The 18,786-nt window shown below is 60.8% G+C and carries 16 protein-coding genes; 12 read left to right on the top strand and 4 right to left on the bottom strand.

The window, feature by feature from the left end:
• The first annotated feature begins 81 nt into the window (after window positions 1-81).
• Window positions 82-1,374 (top strand): putative hydroxymethylpyrimidine transporter CytX, encoded by a 1,293-nt coding sequence (cytX, locus tag AB4N91_RS24330; RefSeq protein ID WP_010464248.1) that lies wholly within the window; start codon window positions 82-84, stop codon window positions 1,372-1,374.
• On the opposite strand, the gene AB4N91_RS24325 is transcribed toward cytX, so the two are convergent.
• Window positions 1,343-2,089, bottom strand: a complete 747-nt coding sequence (locus AB4N91_RS24325) for an RsiV family protein (protein ID WP_460111837.1) — start codon at window positions 2,087-2,089, stop codon at window positions 1,343-1,345. The genes cytX and AB4N91_RS24325 overlap by 32 nt on opposite strands.
• A 215-nt stretch (window positions 2,090-2,304) precedes the next feature.
• On the opposite strand from AB4N91_RS24325, the gene AB4N91_RS24320 reads away from it, so the two are divergent.
• The 9 genes from AB4N91_RS24320 to AB4N91_RS24280 all read left to right on the top strand — a co-directional run bounded on the left by AB4N91_RS24320 (window position 2,305) and on the right by AB4N91_RS24280 (window position 12,204).
• The gene (locus AB4N91_RS24320; RefSeq protein ID WP_010464243.1) at window positions 2,305-2,922 is read left to right on the top strand and encodes an NUDIX domain-containing protein; all 618 of its coding nucleotides are present in this window, start codon (window positions 2,305-2,307) and stop codon (window positions 2,920-2,922) included.
• Window positions 2,913-3,365: a DUF1249 domain-containing protein gene (locus AB4N91_RS24315; RefSeq protein ID WP_008153350.1), complete on the top strand. Its 453-nt coding sequence runs from the start codon at window positions 2,913-2,915 to the stop codon at window positions 3,363-3,365. The genes AB4N91_RS24320 and AB4N91_RS24315 overlap by 10 nt, the downstream gene beginning before the upstream one ends.
• 98 nt (window positions 3,366-3,463) lie before the next feature.
• Window positions 3,464-4,279, top strand: coding sequence for a 3',5'-cyclic-AMP phosphodiesterase (cpdA, locus tag AB4N91_RS24310; protein WP_077747668.1), 816 nt, complete (start codon window positions 3,464-3,466; stop codon window positions 4,277-4,279).
• A 682-nt stretch (window positions 4,280-4,961) separates the two neighbouring features.
• Window positions 4,962-5,570 carry a YqiA/YcfP family alpha/beta fold hydrolase gene (locus AB4N91_RS24305; RefSeq protein ID WP_083375184.1) on the top strand — a complete coding sequence of 203 codons (609 nt, stop codon included), beginning with the start codon at window positions 4,962-4,964 and terminating at the stop codon, window positions 5,568-5,570.
• A gap of 54 nt (window positions 5,571-5,624) precedes the next feature.
• Window positions 5,625-7,529 (top strand): DNA topoisomerase IV subunit B, encoded by a 1,905-nt coding sequence (gene parE / locus AB4N91_RS24300; protein ID WP_460111836.1) that lies wholly within the window; start codon window positions 5,625-5,627, stop codon window positions 7,527-7,529.
• A complete protein-coding gene (locus AB4N91_RS24295; RefSeq protein WP_460111835.1) occupies window positions 7,529-8,518 on the top strand; it encodes an esterase-like activity of phytase family protein in 990 nt (329 codons plus the stop codon). The genes parE and AB4N91_RS24295 overlap by 1 nt, the downstream gene beginning before the upstream one ends.
• Window positions 8,515-9,039, top strand: a complete 525-nt coding sequence (locus AB4N91_RS24290; RefSeq protein ID WP_200667558.1) for a retropepsin-like aspartic protease family protein — start codon at window positions 8,515-8,517, stop codon at window positions 9,037-9,039. Before AB4N91_RS24295 ends, AB4N91_RS24290 begins: the two co-directional genes overlap by 4 nt.
• Window positions 9,040-9,046: 7 nt before the next feature.
• Window positions 9,047-11,314 carry a DNA topoisomerase IV subunit A gene (parC, locus tag AB4N91_RS24285; RefSeq protein ID WP_010464231.1) on the top strand — a complete coding sequence of 756 codons (2,268 nt, stop codon included), beginning with the start codon at window positions 9,047-9,049 and terminating at the stop codon, window positions 11,312-11,314.
• A 176-nt stretch (window positions 11,315-11,490) separates the two neighbouring features.
• Window positions 11,491-12,204: a PqiC family protein gene (locus AB4N91_RS24280; protein ID WP_010464228.1), complete on the top strand. Its 714-nt coding sequence runs from the start codon at window positions 11,491-11,493 to the stop codon at window positions 12,202-12,204.
• Window positions 12,205-12,459: 255 nt separating this feature from the next.
• On the opposite strand, the gene AB4N91_RS24275 is transcribed toward AB4N91_RS24280, so the two are convergent.
• On the bottom strand, window positions 12,460-13,992 hold the full coding sequence (locus AB4N91_RS24275; protein ID WP_010464226.1) for an AhpA/YtjB family protein: 1,533 nt from the start codon (window positions 13,990-13,992) through the stop codon (window positions 12,460-12,462).
• A gap of 135 nt (window positions 13,993-14,127) precedes the next feature.
• Here AB4N91_RS24275 and serB point away from each other — a divergent pair, with 135 nt between their 5' ends.
• Window positions 14,128-15,342: a phosphoserine phosphatase SerB gene (serB, locus tag AB4N91_RS24270; protein ID WP_010464223.1), complete on the top strand. Its 1,215-nt coding sequence runs from the start codon at window positions 14,128-14,130 to the stop codon at window positions 15,340-15,342.
• Between the two features lie 147 nt (window positions 15,343-15,489).
• Here the strand turns inward: serB and AB4N91_RS24265 are convergent, their stop codons facing one another.
• A complete protein-coding gene (locus AB4N91_RS24265; protein ID WP_460111834.1) occupies window positions 15,490-17,268 on the bottom strand; it encodes a molecular chaperone in 1,779 nt (592 codons plus the stop codon).
• A 198-nt stretch (window positions 17,269-17,466) separates the two neighbouring features.
• Here AB4N91_RS24265 and AB4N91_RS24260 point away from each other — a divergent pair, with 198 nt between their 5' ends.
• Window positions 17,467-17,868 (top strand): lectin OAA family protein, encoded by a 402-nt coding sequence (locus tag AB4N91_RS24260; protein WP_042932429.1) that lies wholly within the window; start codon window positions 17,467-17,469, stop codon window positions 17,866-17,868.
• A 56-nt stretch (window positions 17,869-17,924) separates the two neighbouring features.
• Here the strand turns inward: AB4N91_RS24260 and asd are convergent, their stop codons facing one another.
• Window positions 17,925-18,785: an archaetidylserine decarboxylase gene (gene asd / locus AB4N91_RS24255; RefSeq protein ID WP_083375180.1), complete on the bottom strand. Its 861-nt coding sequence runs from the start codon at window positions 18,783-18,785 to the stop codon at window positions 17,925-17,927.
• Between the last annotated feature and the right edge of the window lies 1 nt (window position 18,786).

The raw sequence follows: 18,786 nt of genomic DNA, 5'->3' as shown, positions 1-18,786 counted from the left end.
AAGCTGCAAGAAGAAGCGGTTTGCTTCTAACTTGTAGCTTGCAGCTTGAAACTTGTCTCTGCTCTTATTGAGATAACACCCTTGAGCATTCAACCCAGCACTTATTCCCCCGACATCGCGGTGCCCATGGACAAACGTGTCTTTGGCGGTCGCGATCTGTTTTCCCTGTGGTTCTCCCTCGGCATCGGCCTGATGGTGCTGCAGACCGGCGCCTTGCTCGCGCCAGGTCTGGGCCTGTCCGGCTCGTTGCTGGCGATCTTCCTCGGCACCCTGGTCGGCGTTCTGCTGCTGGCCGCTGTCGGCGTGATCGGCAGCGACACCGGCCTGTCGTCGATGGCCGCGCTCAAACTCAGCCTCGGCAAACGTGGCGCGAGCCTGCCGGCCGTGCTGAACCTGCTGCAACTGATCGGTTGGGGTTCGTTCGAAATCATCGTGATGCGCGACGCCGCCAGCTTGCTGGGTGCGCGGGCGTTCAGTGAAGGCAGCCTGCTGTCGAATCCACTGCTCTGGACCGTATTTTTTGGTGGTTTGGCGACCTTGCTGGCCGTCAGCGGTCCGTTGACGTTCGTGCGACAAATCCTGCGCAAGTGGGGTATCTGGCTGCTGCTGGCCGCGTGCATCTGGCTGACCTGGAACCTGTTCGCCAAGGCCGATCTGACCGCGTTGTGGGCACAGGCCGGTGACGGTTCGATGCCCTTCGCCGTGGGCTTCGACATTGCCATTGCGATGCCGCTGTCGTGGCTGCCGCTGATTGCCGACTACTCACGCTTCGGCAAGCGTGCGAAAAACGTGTTCGGCGGTACAGCGATTGGCTTCTTTATCGGCAACTTCTGGCTGATGAGTCTCGGCGTGGCCTACACCCTGGCGTTCGCGCCGAGCGGTGAAGTGAATGCCTTGTTGTTGGCACTGGCGGGTGCAGGCCTGGGCATTCCGCTGCTGCTGATTCTGCTCGACGAGTCGGAAAACGCCTTCGCCGACATTCACTCGGCGGCTGTCTCCAGCGGAATTCTGTTGCGCTTGAAAGTCGAGCATCTTGCGTTGGCCATCGGCGTGATTTGCACACTGATTGCGTGCCTGGCGCCACTGGCGCAGTACCAGAACTTCCTGCTGTTGATCGGTTCGGTGTTTGCGCCGCTGTTCGGCGTGGTGCTGGTGGATCACTTCATTCTGCGCAAACGCAGTGCTCAGGTGGCGTCAGCCGCGTTGCGCTGGCCGGCGCTGCTCGCCTGGTTGGGCGGGGTGAGCACCTATCATTTGTTGGCCAATCTGTATCCGGACATCGGCGCAACCCTGCCGTCGTTGATTCTGGCAGGGTTGCTCCAGCTAGTGCTGGGCCGGGCCTTCAGTTACGGCCGGGAAACAGCTCGGGCTTGAGAATGCCGTTCAGGCGCGGGTAGGGGATCTTCAGTTCGACGTGGCCCAGCGCGTAAGGCGCGATGGTGCTCACTTCGTACTTGAGGATCACCCCGCCGTAGGTCAGCGCTACATTCTGGGTTTTCTGGAACGGCCACTGCTTCACGAACTCCGGTTCCTGATCGAGCTTGGTGCTGATCAGCCAGCTGTTGTGCGCCACTTGCGCGGCTTTCCAGAACGCCTCTTCCTGACCCGGCACCAACATGTCGGACAAGGTCAGCACTTTATGCTGCTGGCGCGAATAGTTGATGAAGCCGCGGCCTGGTGTGCCATGTGCGCCGCCGGTGTCCAGGTAGCTGGAAAACTCGACGATCACCAAGCCGTCATGCTGCTCACGTACCTTGGCTTGCAGGTAGCTGCTGTTACGCGGGCCAGCGGTGCGCAAAAACTCATCGCGATAGGCCGCCAGCGTCGGTGCCGCAGGGGCTTCGGGCGAGGTGTGGGTCATTTGCAGCAGGCGCTTTTCGACAATACCGTCAAGCTGAGGCTCGGCCGGGAAGCGCAGCGTATCGATGTTCACCAGCGGGCAGTCAGGCGTCGTGCAACCCGGTTTCAGTGTTTCGGTGGCGTCGCGGGTAGTTTCCAGCGGAGCTCGGTAGTTGGGTTGGAACAAACTCTGGCAGGCACCCAGGGTCAGGGCAATTGCGGCCACGGAGGCGATTTTAAAAAGCGACATGGGCGTCCTTCGTAAAACAGGGAAAGGCAAAAAGTTATCCGCTTCGACTCTCAACGAAGCAGTCAGTTCGCCACTAAGCTAATTAGAGTTGGTTTCGCCCTCACCGTCTATCTCGCTGACGGGAAAGGGGCTGCATCAAACGGCGCGGGCGCGTTAGGATGGCGCGAAGTCGAGGTTGGAGCCTCTTCATGGATTTGCAGTAAACGAGGATTGTCATGACTGATTTTGCCAACGCCATTCCGACCGCCGTTGATATCGTTCGGCGCGAAAAGTGCTACGAGGGCTTCTACAAGCTCGATCGTGTGCACTTGCGCCATGAGTTGTTTGCCGGTGGCATGAGTCGCGAGATCAATCGTGAAGTGTTTGTTCGCCATGATGCGGTGTGCGTGTTGCCATACGATCCGCAGCGCGATGAAGTGGTGCTGATCGAGCAGTTTCGCGTGGGCGCCATGGGCAAGACCGACAACCCGTGGCTGATCGAGCTGGTCGCCGGTCTGATCGACAAGGATGAAGTGCCGGAAGAAGTTGCTCACCGCGAGGCGCAGGAGGAAGCTGGGCTTGTGTTCGGGGCGCTCTGGCCGATGACCAAATACTTTCCATCGCCGGGCGGCAGCAACGAATTTGTGCACTTGTACCTGGGGCGTTGCGACAGCACCGGAGTCGGCGGCCTGCATGGGCTGGAGGAAGAAGCAGAAGATATCCGCGTTACGGTCTGGGCGTTCGAAGATGCCTTGCAGGCCGTCCGCGACGGACGTATTGCCAACGCGCCAAGCATCATTGCCTTGCAATGGTTGGCCTTGAACCGCGCTGAAGTGAGGGGGCTATGGTCGTAAACAAGCTGCGCGATCGTTACAGGGTGGACCTCGTGGGGCTGCAAGCCTCCTGCGAGGCCAACTACGCGCGCCTCATGCGACTGCTGCCGGACATGCGCAACGAACCCGAGGCACGGCGAATTGCCGTGACCCACGGCGACCAGATGCTCGGCGTACTGGCTCTCGAAGTGCTGCAGGTCTGTCCGTACACCACGACCCTGCAAGTGCGCCAGGAACATAGCCTGCCGTGGCTGCCGGTGCCGCAACTGGAAGTGCAGGTCTACCACGATGCGTGCATGGCCGAAGTGGTCAGCGCCGAACATGCACGACGCTTTCGCGGCATCTATCCTTACCCGAATGCCTCAATGCATCAGCCGGATGAAAAGGCCCAGTTGAATATGTTCCTGGGTGAATGGCTGAGCCATTGTCTGGCGTGTGGGCATGAGTACGCCGTTGTGCGCTGAGTGTGAACTGCGTCAGATTCACAGGTTTCCTCTTTTGATCGTCCCCCAGCATAATTGCGGCACTCATCCAATCCCGTGATTCAGCCTGGGAGAACGCCTTGCCGAGCGTATCCACATTGACCACCGCCGATTCGGCGTTGCTGGTGCAACTGTCCGACAGCCATCTGTTTGCCGAAGCGGACGGGAAGTTGCTGGGCATGAATACCCGGGACAGCCTGCAAAAGGTCATTGAGCTGGTGCGCCTGCAGCAGCCGCAGATTGACCTGATCGTTGCCAGCGGTGATCTGTCTCAGGACGGGACGCTGGAGTCTTATCAGCTGTTTCGCGACCTGACCCGGCAGCTCGATGCACCGGCGCGCTGGATTCCTGGCAATCATGATGAACCGCGGATCATGGCCGAGGCGGCGGTGCAAAGTGCGTTGCTGGAGCAAGTGGTGGATCTCGGTAACTGGCGGGTGACTTTGCTGGATTCGGCGGTGCCGGGGTCGGTGCCGGGCTATTTGCAGGATGAGCAGTTGCAGTTGCTGGCGCGTTCGTTGAGTGAGGCGCCGGAGCGGCATCATCTGGTCTGCTTTCACCATCATCCGGTGTTGATCGGCTGTTTGTGGATGGAGCCTATCGGCTTGCGTAATCCTGAGGCCTTGTTTGCGGTGCTGGATCGCTTTCCGCAGGTGCGTGCTGTTTTGTGGGGGCATGTGCATCAGGAGGTTGATCAGGAGCGCAAAGGGGTGCGGTTGATTGCTTCGCCTTCGACTTGCATTCAGTTTGAGCCTGGGAGTGATGATTTCAAGGTTGGAGAGCAGGCACCGGGGTATCGCTGGTTGCGGTTGTTGCCGGATGGGCAGATTGAAACGGGTGTTGAGCGGGTCACCGGGTTTGATTTTCAGGTTGATTTCGGGTCGAACGGGTACTGACTTTTCATCTTGGACTTGGCGGCCTGATAGCCGACCAGGTTCTTGTTTGCCGGGTACATATCCGTTTCTGCGGTAACGGCGGCTGGCGGTTTCGCCCTTACGGCGAGTCCCTTTTGTCAAACGCCCGGAGTGCCGGCCCAGCCAAAAGGAACCAAAAAGTCTCGCCCCAAGCGTCCGGCCCCTCGCTAAGGCTCGGCGTTCCTTCACTCCGGTATCCATCCGGGGACACTGCCCTCCGGTCTGCTTCGCGACGACCTACATGCAGCGTGTTCGACTGCGTCGAACGGCGCTGCGCGCCACTCCCCGGATGAACACCTCCACTCAGCCTCCCGAAAGGGGCGGGTAGATCAAGATCAAAAGCAGGCGAGCTAACGCTCGGCCTAATGAGTGGTGAAGAGCGAAGCGTTTACACCGAACCCCCTGTAGGAGCGAGGCTTGCCCGCGAAGGCGGCCTGACAGCCAACCAATCTCCTGCAGGTACACCCATTCCACTGTAGGAGCGAGGCTCGCCCGCGAAGACGGCCTGACAGCCGACCAATCTCTTGCAGGTACCGACATTCCCCAGTAGGAGCAAGGCTGCCCGCAATGGCGTCTACCCAGCCCCCCATGCCCGCCATGCATATCCCGATCCCCTCGACTCCCTGTAAACTCCGCGTTCTTTACCGACGCACAGGGAGCTCAAATGTCCGGTTCGATCCTTTATATCCACGGCTTCAACAGCGCGCCTTCGTCAAAAAAGGCCACGCAGTTGGTGCAAGTGATGGACCGCCTGGGTTTGAGCGATCAGTTGCGCGTTCCTGCCTTGCATCACCACCCGCGCGAAGCCATCGGTCAGCTGAACAAGGCGATTGAAGAGCTTGGGCGGCCACTGCTGGTAGGCAGCTCACTCGGCGGCTACTATGCGACTCACTTGGCCGAGCGCCATGGCCTCAAGGCCCTGTTGATCAACCCTGCCGTCAGTCCGCACCGGATGTTTGACGGGTATCTGGGGACGCAGAAAAACCTGTATACCGATGAGGCCTGGGAATTGACCCACGACCACGTGACGGCCCTGGCCGAGCTGGAAGTGCCGGCGCCCCAGGATCCGCAGCGGTATCAGGTGTGGTTGCAGACCGGCGACGAAACGCTGGACTATCGCCTCGCCCAGCAGTATTACCGCGCCTGTGCCTTGCGCATCCAGGCCGGCGGCGACCATAGTTTCCAGGGTTTTGCCGCGCAACTGCCGGCAATGCTGAGTTTTGCCGGTATCGGCGCAGATTTGTATCAGGCGATCGATTTCACAGCACTGTGAGTCGTCGTCTCTTTTTCACAGAACACTTTTTTGACAGGCGGACGACGAGACCCCATGGCCACTCCCAGCGCTAGCTCTTATAACGCAGACGCCATCGAAGTCCTCTCGGGCCTCGACCCGGTGCGCAAACGCCCCGGCATGTACACCGACACCAGTCGGCCGAACCACCTCGCCCAGGAAGTCATCGACAACAGCGTCGACGAAGCCTTGGCCGGGCACGCAACGTCGGTGCAGGTCATCCTGCACGCCGATCACTCCCTGGAAGTCAGCGATGACGGCCGTGGCATGCCGGTGGACATTCACCCGGAAGAAGGTGTGTCGGGCGTCGAGCTGATCCTCACCAAGCTTCATGCGGGTGGCAAGTTTTCCAACAAGAACTACCAGTTCTCCGGCGGTCTGCACGGGGTGGGTATTTCGGTGGTCAACGCTTTGTCGACCGAAGTCCGGGTGCGCGTGAAGCGCGACGGCAACGAATACCAGATGACTTTCGCCGACGGTTACAAGAAAACCGAGCTGGAAGTGATCGGCACCGTCGGCAAGCGCAACACTGGCACCAGCGTGTTCTTCGCCCCGGACCCGAAGTACTTCGATTCACCGAAATTCTCCATCAGCCGCCTCAAGCACGTGCTCAAGGCCAAGGCCGTTCTGTGCCCGGGGCTACTGGTCAGTTTTGAAGACAAGGCCACCGGCGAGAAAGTCGAATGGCATTACGAAGACGGCCTGCGCTCCTACCTGGTTGACGCCGTCAGCGAATTCGAACGCCTGCCGGACGAGCCGTTCTGCGGCAGCCTGGCCGGTAACAAGGAAGCGGTCGATTGGGCGCTGCTGTGGTTACCGGACGGTGGCGACAGCGTGCAGGAAAGCTACGTCAACCTGATCCCGACGGCGCAGGGCGGCACTCACGTCAACGGTCTGCGTCAGGGCTTGCTCGATGCGATGCGCGAGTTCTGCGAATTCCGCAGCCTGTTGCCGCGCGGTGTGAAGCTGGCGCCGGAAGACGTCTGGGAACGCATTGCGTTCGTGCTGTCGATGAAAATGCAGGAACCGCAGTTCTCCGGCCAGACCAAGGAACGTCTGTCGTCCCGTGAAGCGGCGGCGTTCGTTTCCGGTGTGGTCAAGGATGCGTTCAGCCTGTGGCTCAACGCTCATCCGGAAACCGGCATGCTGCTGGCGGAACTGGCGATCAACAACGCCGGCCGTCGTCTCAAGGCCAGCAAGAAGGTCGAGCGCAAGCGCATCACCGCCGGGCCGGCATTGCCGGGCAAACTCGCCGACTGCGCCGGGCAAGACCCGATGCGTTCCGAGCTGTTCCTGGTGGAAGGTGATTCCGCCGGCGGTTCGGCCAAACAAGCGCGGGACAAGGAATTCCAGGCGATCCTGCCGTTGCGCGGCAAGATTCTGAACACCTGGGAAGTCGACGGCAGCGAAGTGCTGGCCAGTCAGGAAGTGCACAACATCGCCGTGGCCATCGGTGTCGATCCGGGCGCGGCGGACATGAGCCAGCTGCGTTACGGCAAGATCTGCATTCTCGCCGACGCCGACTCCGACGGCCTGCACATCGCCACCTTGCTTTGCGCCTTGTTCGTCCAGCATTTCCGCCCGCTGGTGGATGCCGGTCACGTTTACGTCGCGATGCCGCCGCTGTACCGCATCGACCTGGGCAAAGAGATTTACTACGCCCTCGACGAAGCCGAGCGCGATGGCATTCTCGATCGCCTGGTGGCCGAGAAGAAACGCGGCAAGCCGCAGGTCACCCGATTCAAAGGCCTGGGTGAAATGAACCCGCCGCAACTGCGCGAAACCACCATGGACCCGAACACGCGGCGTCTGGTGCAGTTGACGCTGGACGATTTCGAAGCGACCTCGGAAATGATGGATATGCTGCTGGCGAAGAAACGCGCCGGTGACCGCAAATCCTGGCTGGAATCCAAAGGCAACCTCGCCGAGGTTCTTGGCTGATGCGGGCTGGCTTTGCCCTGGCGTGTGCGTTACTTCTGACCTCCGTTTCGGCGCTTTCCGAACCGGCACCGCAGTTGCGCCTGTTGTCCGAGCATCCCGTCGACGGCATGCGCGGCGGCAATCTGTCGGGGCTGGCCCAGTGCGGCAAAGACTTGTGGACGGTCTCCGATCGCGACGATGACCAGATCTACCGTCTCGATACCCGCGACACGGTCTGGCAGGCCGAAACCGTGGGCATCGGCGTGCCGGCGGTGCCGGACAGCGGTTTGCCCTGGGGGTTGCGTTCGCGGGCCTGGGTCGCGGCGTTTGTACGGGGCGGGGACCTGGATTTTGAAGGCATCACTTGCGACAGCGCCGGTAATCGCTACATCGTCAGCGAGTCCCATGCCGCGATCCTGCAAGTGCCGCCCGTTGGGCCGTCGTCCTGGCTGAAGATCTCGCCGATGCTGGTTCGCGAAGCTCGGGCCAGTGGCATGCTGTTGCAGTTCAATGCGCTGTTCGAGGGGCTGGCGATCAATCCGGCGGGCGATCAATTGTGGCTCGCCGCCGAGCGTCAAAGCCGTGGCTTGTTGCTGATCAAGCGCAAACAGACGGTGTGGGATTGCGACGGTGGTTGCGTGCTGCTGAGCGAGGCGGGGAAAGAAATGCAGCCGGCACAGTTTCCACGGGCCAAAGCCGTGACTCGGGACTTTGCCGATGTATCGCTGTTCAACGGCAAGCTGTTTACCCTTGAACGCAACGCTTACCAGATCTGCCGCCGCGACCCGGTGACGGCCAAGGTCGAGCGCTGCTGGTCATTTGCCGATGAAGCCTTGCAGGAACACCGCCGCTATCAAAATCCGTTTGGTCTGACTGAAGCGTTGATTGTCGACGCCGAGGGTGCCTGGGTCGGCACCGACAACAACAACGATGCCCGCGCCGATGGCGAGGTTCGCCCGGTCGTTTGGCGCTTCGCCGCGCCTGAAGGTGGCTGGAGTGCCAAGCCGTGAGCCAGCAAACGCCGGGAAAGCGTGCCGGTCGGGTGTTCATGCTGCTGGCCTGGTGCGCGGCGCTGTTCCTGGCGACGCGGTTTTTCGGCCAGTGGGAGGATCGGCAGCAAAATCCCAATGTGGTCGTCAGCTCGGAGCAGGGCGAAGGTTTTATTGAAGTGAAACTGGCCAGCAACACCCAGGGGCACTTCGTCGCCAGCGGCCAGATCAATGGCCAGCCGGTGGATTTCATGCTGGATACCGGGGCAACCGATGTGGCAATCCCGGCGCAAATGGCCGAACGGCTGAAACTGGAACAAGGCTTCGGGGTGACCCTGAGCACCGCCAACGGTCGTACCGAGGGTTATCGAACCCGCGTCGACCGGCTGCAACTGGGCGACATTGTGCTGCGTGATGTGCGCGCCATCGTCGTGCCAGGCCTGGATGGCAAGCAAGTGCTGCTCGGTATGAGCGCGCTGAACAAACTTGAATTTACCCAGCGCGGTGGCACCATGCTGCTGCGCCAGACAACGAACCGATGAGGCCCGCATGAGCGACTCCCTTGATCTCAGCCTGGACGGTGTAGAACGCCGGTCACTGGCTGACTTCACCGAAAATGCCTACCTCAACTACTCCATGTACGTGATCATGGACCGTGCCTTGCCACATATCGGCGACGGCCTGAAACCGGTACAGCGGCGCATCATCTATGCGATGAGCGAGTTGGGGCTGGACGCCGATTCCAAGCACAAGAAATCGGCGCGTACCGTCGGTGACGTGCTCGGTAAATTCCACCCGCACGGCGATTCGGCCTGCTACGAAGCCATGGTCCTGATGGCCCAGCCGTTCAGCTATCGCTACACGCTGGTCGACGGCCAGGGTAACTGGGGTGCGCCGGATGATCCCAAGTCCTTCGCCGCCATGCGTTACACCGAGGCGCGGCTGTCGCGTTATTCCGAAGTGCTGCTCAGCGAACTGGGCCAGGGCACGGCGGACTGGGGGCCGAACTTCGACGGTACACTCGACGAGCCGCTGGTGTTGCCGGCACGTTTGCCGAATATCCTGCTCAACGGTACCACCGGCATCGCAGTGGGCATGGCCACCGACGTACCGCCGCACAACCTGCGCGAAGTCGCGACAGCCTGCGTGCGCTTGCTCGATGAACCCAAAGCCACGGTCGAGCAGCTCTGCGAGCACATTCAGGGCCCGGATTACCCGACCGAAGCGGAAATCATCACGCCTCGTGCCGATCTGCTGAAAATGTACGAAACCGGCAAGGGGTCGGTGCGCATGCGCGCCGTGTACCACATCGAAGACGGCGACATCATCGTCACCGCGCTGCCGCATCAAGTCTCGGGCGCCAAGGTGCTGGAGCAGATCGCGGCGATGATGCAGGCCAAACCGTCCAAAGCCCCGCAGATCGCTGACCTGCGCGACGAATCCGACCACGAGAACCCGTGCCGGATCGTGATCATTCCGGGCGCGCGGAAGAACTTTGACCACGATGCGCTGATGCAACACCTGTTCGCCAGCACCGAGCTGGAGTCGAGCTACCGGGTCAACATCAACATCATTGGCCTGGACGGCAAACCGCAGCTGAAAAACCTGCGGGCGCTGCTGGTCGAGTGGCTGGAATTCCGCGTGCAGACCGTGCGTCGCCGCCTGCAATTCCGCCTCGACAAGGTCGAGCGTCGCCTGCACCTGTTGGACGGTTTGTTGATTGCCTACCTCAACCTGGATGAAGTGATTCACATCATCCGCACCGAGGAACACCCGAAAGCCGCGCTGATCGCACGGTTCGCCTTGAGCGAAATCCAGGCCGACTACATTCTCGACACCCGTTTGCGTCAGTTGGCGCGACTGGAAGAGATGAAACTGCGCGCCGAGCAGGATGAACTGCTCAAGGAACAGGCCAAGCTGCAGGCTCTGCTGAGCAGCGAAGCCAAGCTGAAAAAGCTGGTACGTACCGAGCTGATCAAGGACGCCGAAACCTATGGCGACGACCGTCGTTCGCCCATCGTCGAGCGCACCGAAGCCAAGGCCCTGACCGAGCACGATCTGCTGCCGAACGAGAAAGTGACTGTCGTGCTGTCGGAAAAAGGCTGGGTGCGTTCTGCCAAAGGCCACGAGATCGACGCCACCGGGCTTTCCTACAAGGCCGGGGATGGTTTCAAGGCGTTGGCACCGGGTCGCTCCAACCAGTTTGCAGTGTTTATCGACTCCACCGGTCGCAGTTATTCGGTGGCGGCCCACACACTGCCATCGGCCCGTGGCCAGGGCGAGCCGTTGACCGGCCGCCTGACGCCGCCGCCAGGGGCGAGTTTCGAATGCGTGCTGATGCCGGAAGACGATTCGCTGTACGTGATCGCCTCCGATGCCGGATACGGCTTCGTGGTCAAGGGTGAAGACCTGCAAGCCAAGAACAAGGCGGGCAAGGCGTTGTTGAGCTTGCCGAACAATTCGAAGGTCATTCTTCCGCGCCCGGTGACCGATCGCGAGAACAATTGGCTGGCCTCGGTGACCACCGAAGGTCGCCTGCTGATCTTCAAGATCAGTGATCTGCCACAATTAGGTAAGGGTAAAGGCAACAAAATCATCGGGATCAACGGTGAACGTGTGGCCAGTCGCGAAGAATATGTCACGGACATCGCCGTACTGCCGGAGGGCGCCACGTTGGTGCTTCAGGCCGGAAAACGTACGTTGTCGCTGAAAGCGGACGACCTCGAACACTACAAAGGTGAGCGTGGTCGTCGTGGTAACAAACTGCCACGTGGCTTCCAGCGGGTCGATGCGCTGCTCGTCGAAAACCTCAATTAAGCGGCCTAGAGCGCTCGATCTACGATTTAACGCGTAGATCGACGCTTTGCCGCTGGAGTCGGAACGCATATTCACGGATGATATGGCCTTTCAAGCGCCGGCGTGGCCGAGCGTTCTTCATATTTATTGAGTATTTTCACTGTGGTTAGCCTTGTGGCAACCACCTGGATGGGACGATGACTGCTCTGCGCCTTCCTTTTATTTTGATGCTCGCTGGCGTTCTTGGCCTGGCGGGTTGCAGCGTTCACCAGCCGGTGTCGCTGTATCAGCTGGACAGCGGAAGTCCGGTTCAGCCTGCGCAAAGCGCCGGCATGGCGGTATTGCTCGGCCCGGTAACGCTTGCGGATTACCTGCAACGCGAAACCTTGTTGCAGCGACAGCCGGATGGCAGCCTTCAGGCGTCGACCGACGGTCGTTGGGCTGGAAGCCTGTCGTCGGACGTTGATCAGCTGTTGCTGCGTCAGGTGGCGGGCCATCTGGACAGTCAGCGGGTTGTGCTGGCGCCTGCGACCCTCGGCTTCACGCCGGATGTCCAGGTGCTGCTGACGATTACTCGTCTGGACTCGGGCGAATCGCAACCGGCGATCCTGGATGCGCAATGGCGCCTGATCGACCGTCGTGGCCAGGTTCGCGATAACCGCATCATTCACCTGCAGGAGCAGCACGCAGGCGGCACGGCGGCTCAGGTTCAGGCTCAGGGGGTGTTGCTGCAGCGTCTTGCCGAGCAATTGTCCGTGGCGCTCAAGCCACTGGCTAATCAACCGCCGATCGCTGAAGCACCCAAAAAGCCTGCTCCGAAGCCTGTGGCTCCCGCGGCAGAGCAAGAGAAACAGCCGAAGATCCCGATGGCCTCGCCGATCCGGACCGATATGGAAGTGTTCAGGTTCTAAGCCTGGATTGATCCAAGAACAAAGCCCGCAGTGATGTGGGCTTTGTTGTTTCTGCAGGGTGCAGATATCTGTCGCTTGTCCTGGCCTCTTCGCGAGTAGGCTCGCTCCCACAGGCCCTGCGTCGTTCGCGCGATAGGTGTACGACACAAAACCTGTGGGAGCGAGCCTGCTCGCGAAGAGGCCGGGACACAGGCAACAAAAAAGCCCGCAGACGATCACTCGTCTGCGGGCTTCTTCACTTCTGGGGTTTAAGGCTTACGCCCGACGCTCATGCATCCGCGCCAGTTGTCGCTCCAGCATCGACGGATAAGGCTCCATCAACCGCTCCACACAGCACGCACCCTCAGGGCTGGCAATCGGGCGGATCCGCGCACGCTGGCGTATCAGCGCGTCGTCACCGATCTTGCGCTCCACCAGCAGCAGGTTGCGGCTGTGTTGCGACAAGGCCAGGGCATCCTGAGCGGCTTCGGTCAGCAGCAGGTCGATCTGGCTCAGACCGAATAGCTCATCACCCAGCGTCAGGCCCAGCTGCAATTGCAGGGTGATGCCGCTGTCTGCAACTTCAATCTGCAACTGATGACCCAAGGCTCGCAGCAATTCACCGCAGCAGATTGCGTTGGTCAGGTAATCGTCGCCGCTGTCTTCGGTGTGGAACAGCATCAGCGTGCTGCCATCGTTCAGGGTGTGCAGTTCGCTCTGATAGAGCGAAGCTGCCTGATCGAGGCAGTCGCGATAGCGTTTCAGCAGTTCTTCCAGGCGGGTGCGAGGCAGACGACGCAGTTGATCTTGAGCGCCCAGTTGCACGGCCAGTACGGCGCTGTGCTGCGGCACGTTCGAAATCACCGGTTTGGCGAGCGGTTTAGGCGCAACGTCGGCCGATTCATCACGCAAGTCAGCAAACGCATCGTCGTCATCGTCGTCTTCAACGGTGCTGACACTGCGCCGTGGCGCTGGCTTGAGGCCAGCCACAGGTTTGCTTTCATCGAAACTCGGATCCCGCAGGTTGCGCACTTCGAAGGACGGCTCGTTATCGTCGGCGTCTTCATAGTCGCTGTCGTCGTATTCCGGCTCCGGCACGGGTTCCGGTTCGGCCGGCTCCGGCGCGAAGTTGGCGTGCAGCTGACGGGCCAGGTCGCCGATCTCGTCCTGGCGCTCGGTGGCCGGGGTGTATTCGTCGATATTGCGCAGCCACACGCGCAGTTGCAGCAGCGGCGTGGAGATGTGCCGGCCCAGGCGCAGGCTCAAGGCCAGGGACAGGGCCAGCAGAATCGCACTCAAAATGCCCATGCTTTGCAGGCTGATGGTCATGGGCTGCTGGAACTGATCCATGTCCAGGCTGATGCGCAGTTGCCCGGCGGTGACGTCCTGGAACGTGATTTTGCTCTGGTACATGCCCTCGGCTTCGCCCAGCAGGCTGTGCTTGGGGCGCTGACCGGCTTCGGCGAGGATGCGGTTATCCACGCTGTAAATGGCGGCGTGGGCCACCAGCTTGTTTTTGGTCAGGTTGTTGAGCAGCACGTTGAGGCTGAGGATGTCGTTGGACACCAACAGCTCCGTGGCGGACGTGGCAGTCTGCGTGGTCAGGCTTTCACCCAGCGCATCGGCCTGCTCGTGCATGGCCTGCTTGAACTGCAAACCCATCACGCAGGCGTAGATCACCAGGGCCAGAGCGACCAGGATCACGTTATGGCTGGCGATGCGCAATGCAATCGGTACACGGCGGTGGCGCAGTGCACGGAAGATCAGCAGAAAGAAGTTATCGGTTTTTACTGGCGTGGGCCGGTTCACTTGAGCTCGGCTCTTTTGTCCGTGAAGTTGACGCGCAGTATAGCGACAGGCCCTAGACCGGCAAAGCGCTCACGGTGCCCGATGGTCACTGAAAGTGGGTAGAATGCGGTTTTTTTCCACTTGCGGGGGTGCGCCTTGCGCGAAATCGTCCTGATAAACATCACGGGAGTCGACCGACCGGGTCTGACTGCGGCCATTACCGGCGTTCTGGCCCAGGGTGGTGTGAACATTCTCGACATTGGTCAGGCGGTGATCCACGACACCCTGTCGTTCGGCATCCTGGTTGAAATTCCTGATACCGAGCAAGGCAAGTCGGTGCTCAAGGACATCCTGTTCAAGGGGTACGAGCTCGATCAGCAGGTGCGATTCACCCCGGTGTCCGAAGGGGATTACCAGCAGTGGGTCGGCAATCAGGGCAAAAAGCGCCACATCGTGACGCTGTTGACCCGCAAAGTAACCGCCGGACAGTTGCAGGCCGTGAGCTCGATCACCGCCAAATATGGCCTGAACATCGACCACATCGATCGCTTGTCCGGGCGCATGCCGCTGGACACCCCGGCCGACAAGGGCAAGGGCTGCATCGAGTTTTCCGTGCGCGGCGAAGCGGCTGACCCGCAGGCGCTGCGGGCTGAATTCCTCAGCGTCGCCCAGGAACTGAACGTTGACATCGCCTTTCAGGAAGATTCGCTGTTTCGCCGTAACCGCCGCCTGGCGGTATTTGACATGGACTCGACGCTGATCGAAGCCGAAGTTATCGACGAACTGGCCAAGGCAGCGGGCGTGGGCGATCAGGTGTCGGAAATCACCGAGCGAGCGATGGCCGGTGAACTGGATTTTCGCGCGAGCTTCAAGGAACGCCTGGCCTTGCTCAAGGGGCTGGACGTCAGCGTGCTGGATTCGATCGGTGCTTCGTTGCGCCTGACTGAAGGCGCCGAAACGCTGTTTGCCGAGCTAAAGCGCCTGGGCTACAAGACTGCGATTCTGTCGGGCGGTTTTACCTACTTCGCCAAGCAATTGCAGGCCAAGTTGGGCATCGACTATGTGTTTGCCAACGAGCTGGAAGTGGTCGACGGCAAGGTCACCGGTGTGGCGGTCGAGCCGATTGTCGATGCGCAGCGCAAGGCGGATCTGCTGAAGGAGCTGGCGCACAAGGAAGGTTTGCGCCTGGAGCAGACCATTGCGGTCGGCGACGGTGCCAACGATTTGCCGATGCTGGCAATTGCCGGCCTGGGCGTGGCGTTCCGCGCCAAGCCGCTGGTGAAGCAGTCGGCAAAGCAGGCGATTTCCACCCTTGGATTGGATGGCGTGCTGTATCTGCTGGGCTTTCGGGACCGTGACGGGCAGCTCTGAGTCTCCCCAGAGCTGAAAGGCGCTTGTGGCGAGGGAGCTTGTCGGATCGCCGCACCGTCCCGCTGGGCTGCGAAGTGGCCCCAAAAAAGGACTGCTACGCAGTCCATACGGGGGCAAGATCCCTCGCCACAGGTATTGGATTCATCCTCAGAGCGACTTCCACAACGAATCGAAATCCTCCTCGACGCCGCTCTCCGCGGCGTTGTCGTTTCTGCTCGCCTCCAGCGAACGGTAGGCAAACTGATTGAAGCTGTTGGTGCTCGCTACTCGCCGATCCAGCCCGGCGCGGCGTTCCTGGCCGTTGGTGTTGATCAGCACTTTGCTGCCTTCCTGAAAGGGCAGGCGCGGAGCGAGCAACGTGGCGGGCAGGTCGATGGCGCTGATTTCCGGCAGCAACAGGCCGCGCAGATATTGACTGTGGTCGTCCCGCGTTCGCACCAGTTGCAACCCGCAAGGCTCGGCGTAAGGCGCGACCTGCTCGATCCCCATTTGCGTCCCGCCGCCGCGCACCTGACGAATCCAGCGCACCACCGCAATACTCCAGCCCTGATTGGCAGAGTCCTGGATGCCGATCATTTCGCCAGCCTGCAACTCGGCGGGCACTGCGTCGGGCCACGCCAGGCAATAACCGCCGGGGCTGTGGTTGATGACCGGCAGGGCGTAAGTCGGAAAGTGCCGATTGTTATCGGCCGCCTCCTGGCCGTCGTCGCTCTGGAGGTGCGGGTATTCAATTTCTTCGTAGGGCAGCAAGGTATCGGCGCTGCCGTGGGGGGCGGCGTCGAACGCGTGGTGCCATTGGTCCTTTCCCTGGTTCGTCGGGGACGTTGCCGAGAACTGCGCGAGTCGAGTACCGGGGTTTTTCAGAATATCGCTGAACGAACGTTGCCCGCCCAGGTAGAAGTGCAATGCGCTCATGCCCACACACAAGGTCAAGGTGCCTTGGCCAACCGTGCGCTGAAAACTGCGCTCGGCCGCCTGGCCCCAGGCAGCGTGCAGGTGTTGCAGGGTATCCAGGCTGAGCCCGGTCGGTACCGGCAGCGGCGGTGTGCCGTCATTGCCTTGCAGATGCGCTTCGATGGCGGCGACCAGCGGCTGCGGATCAATCCCCAGCAAACCGGCCTGCTGCTCGGCCCTGAATTTCGAACGATAGCGCGGCCCGGTGTCGAGGTCCGCCGCGACGGCAAACAATCCGTCTGCGGGTTGGCCGGGTTGCAACTTTATCCATTGGCTCCAGGGCTCCAAGACCTCGGCGAGCCGGGCGATCTGGTTCTGGCGCAGTTGATTGCAGCGGGAGGCGCCCAGCAGCAGGGCGGTTACATAAGTCTGTTCGACGCTCAGGGTTTTGGTCTGGCTGGCCAACTCATCGCGCAGGCTCAGGTGCTGGAGTTTGAGTGCGCAGGCGATCCGATACAGCTGATGCAGCTCCAGCCACAGGCCTTCCGGTACCGGGCAATACAGTTGAGTCGAGCGAATCAGCGGCCCGTTCAGGCAATGGATCGCCCGCTGCAACGCTTGGGTCAGCAGCGATGCTCGGTCCTTGCTGAAGCGCGGGGTGATGCGCACGACGATCTGTTTGTAACCAATCGCCAAATGATTTTGCAGGGCCTGGCAGAGGTTGGCGATCTTGCGCGAACGCTCGTCGAGCACTATCGCCTGGTGCAGGAAATGCCGTTCCAGATGTTTGCAGACGTAATACACCTCGGGTCGCAACAGTTCGAGCAGTTGCAGGCGATTGTCGCTGGGGGTGAGCAGCTGGTTGAGTTCGCTCAAGCCTTGATAGAGCAGGCGAGCGGTTTCACCGATGTTTGCTTTGGGCAGGTTGGCGATCCAGCGCTTGAGGTCGCGTGGCGTCGGTTCACAGAATGTCAGGCGCAATTGAGCCGGGATCGGGGCGCGTAGCAGCTGGTGAGGGCTGGTTTCATTCATGCCGTAGAAAAACTCCAACCGGGAAATGGGCAGTGAATGATCTGACTGTAGCAGTTACGGATGTCGACCGTTTGTCTGTCAGTCGAGTGCTGCCCGGGCGTACTACTAATCTGACACACGTGCGACTGGATACGCACGGTCGTGCGGCCTGCTGCCTACACAGGGCAGGTCTCTTGTAACTTCAAGGAGATGAGGTTCATGTCTAGATACGTAGTGGCAAATCAATGGGGCGGTAGTTCGGCACCCTGGCATCCGGGCGGAGACTGGACGTTGGGTGCGAGGGACAACCAGAACGTGGTCGCGATCGAGATCAAATCGGGCGATGGCGGGAAGAGCTTCACCGGCACCATGACTTACGCGGGTGAAGGTCCCATTGGCTTCAAGGCTCAGCGCACGGGCCAGAACCAGTACAACGTGGAAAATCAGTGGGGCGGCAACGACGCTCCATGGCATCCGGGTGGCAAGTGGGTCATCGGCGGCCGTGATAATCAGAACGTTGTGGCGTTGAGCGTCACCTCCAGTGATGGAGGGAAAAACCTCAGTGGCACCAATACCTACGCCAACGAAGGGCCGATCGGCTTTCGTGGGCAGATAGAGTAACGGCGCTACCGAAATGTCCGCCCCTTCGAAGACGTTCGACGGGGCGGATTAGCCAATCAGGCTGTTGGCAGGCCCAGTGCCTGGCCCATTTGTACTGGCGACAGGGCGCCGAGCCCTTCAGCCCACTTCACCTGATCCGGTCCGAACAGCACCACAGCGGTCGAACCCAGCTTGAAGCGACCCAGTTCCGCACCTTTTTCCAGATGGATTGGCGCGCGGGCGGCTTCGTCGTAACGGAAGGTTTTCAGCTCGCGTTTCGGCGGCGTCACCAGCCCGGCCCACACGGTTTCAATCGACGCCACGATCATCGCGCCCACCAGCACCACGGCCATCGGCCCGCGCTCGGTGTCGAAAATGCACGCCACACGTTCGTTGCGGGCAAACAGTTCCGGCACGTTTTCGGCGGTGGTCTGGTTGACCGAGAAAATCCGGCCCGGGATGTAGACCATCTCGCGCAGGGTACCGGCCAGCGGCATGTGCACGCGGTGGTAGTCTTTCGGTGACAGGTAAATCGTCGCAAAGTCGCCGCCCATGAACGGCGCAGCATTGGCGGCATCACCGCCCAGCAATTCCAGCACGCTGAAGCTGTGGCCCTTGGCCTGGAACACGCGGCCATGTTCGATCGGGCCGAGTTGGCTGACCGCACCGTCGGCCGGGCTGAGAATGGCGCCCGGGGTTTCATCGAGCGGGCGAGCGCCGTCTTTCAAGGCGCGGGTGAAGAACGCGTTGAAGTGCTCGTAAGCCGTCAGGTCTTCGACCAGCGCCTGGGACATGTCCACCTGATAGCGCTTGGCGAACCAGGCGGTAAAGGCATTCTTGAACCAACGCACGCGGCATTCGGCAATGCAGCCGGCCAGTCGCGAGAGCAAGTGGTGAGGCAGCAGGTATTGGCTGAGGATAAACAAACGCTTATTCATG

It is taken from the genome of Pseudomonas sp. H3_D04, from assembly GCF_054669175.1.
Note: the sequence above shows the minus strand (reverse complement) of the source record. Positions and strands in the feature narration are given on the sequence as shown.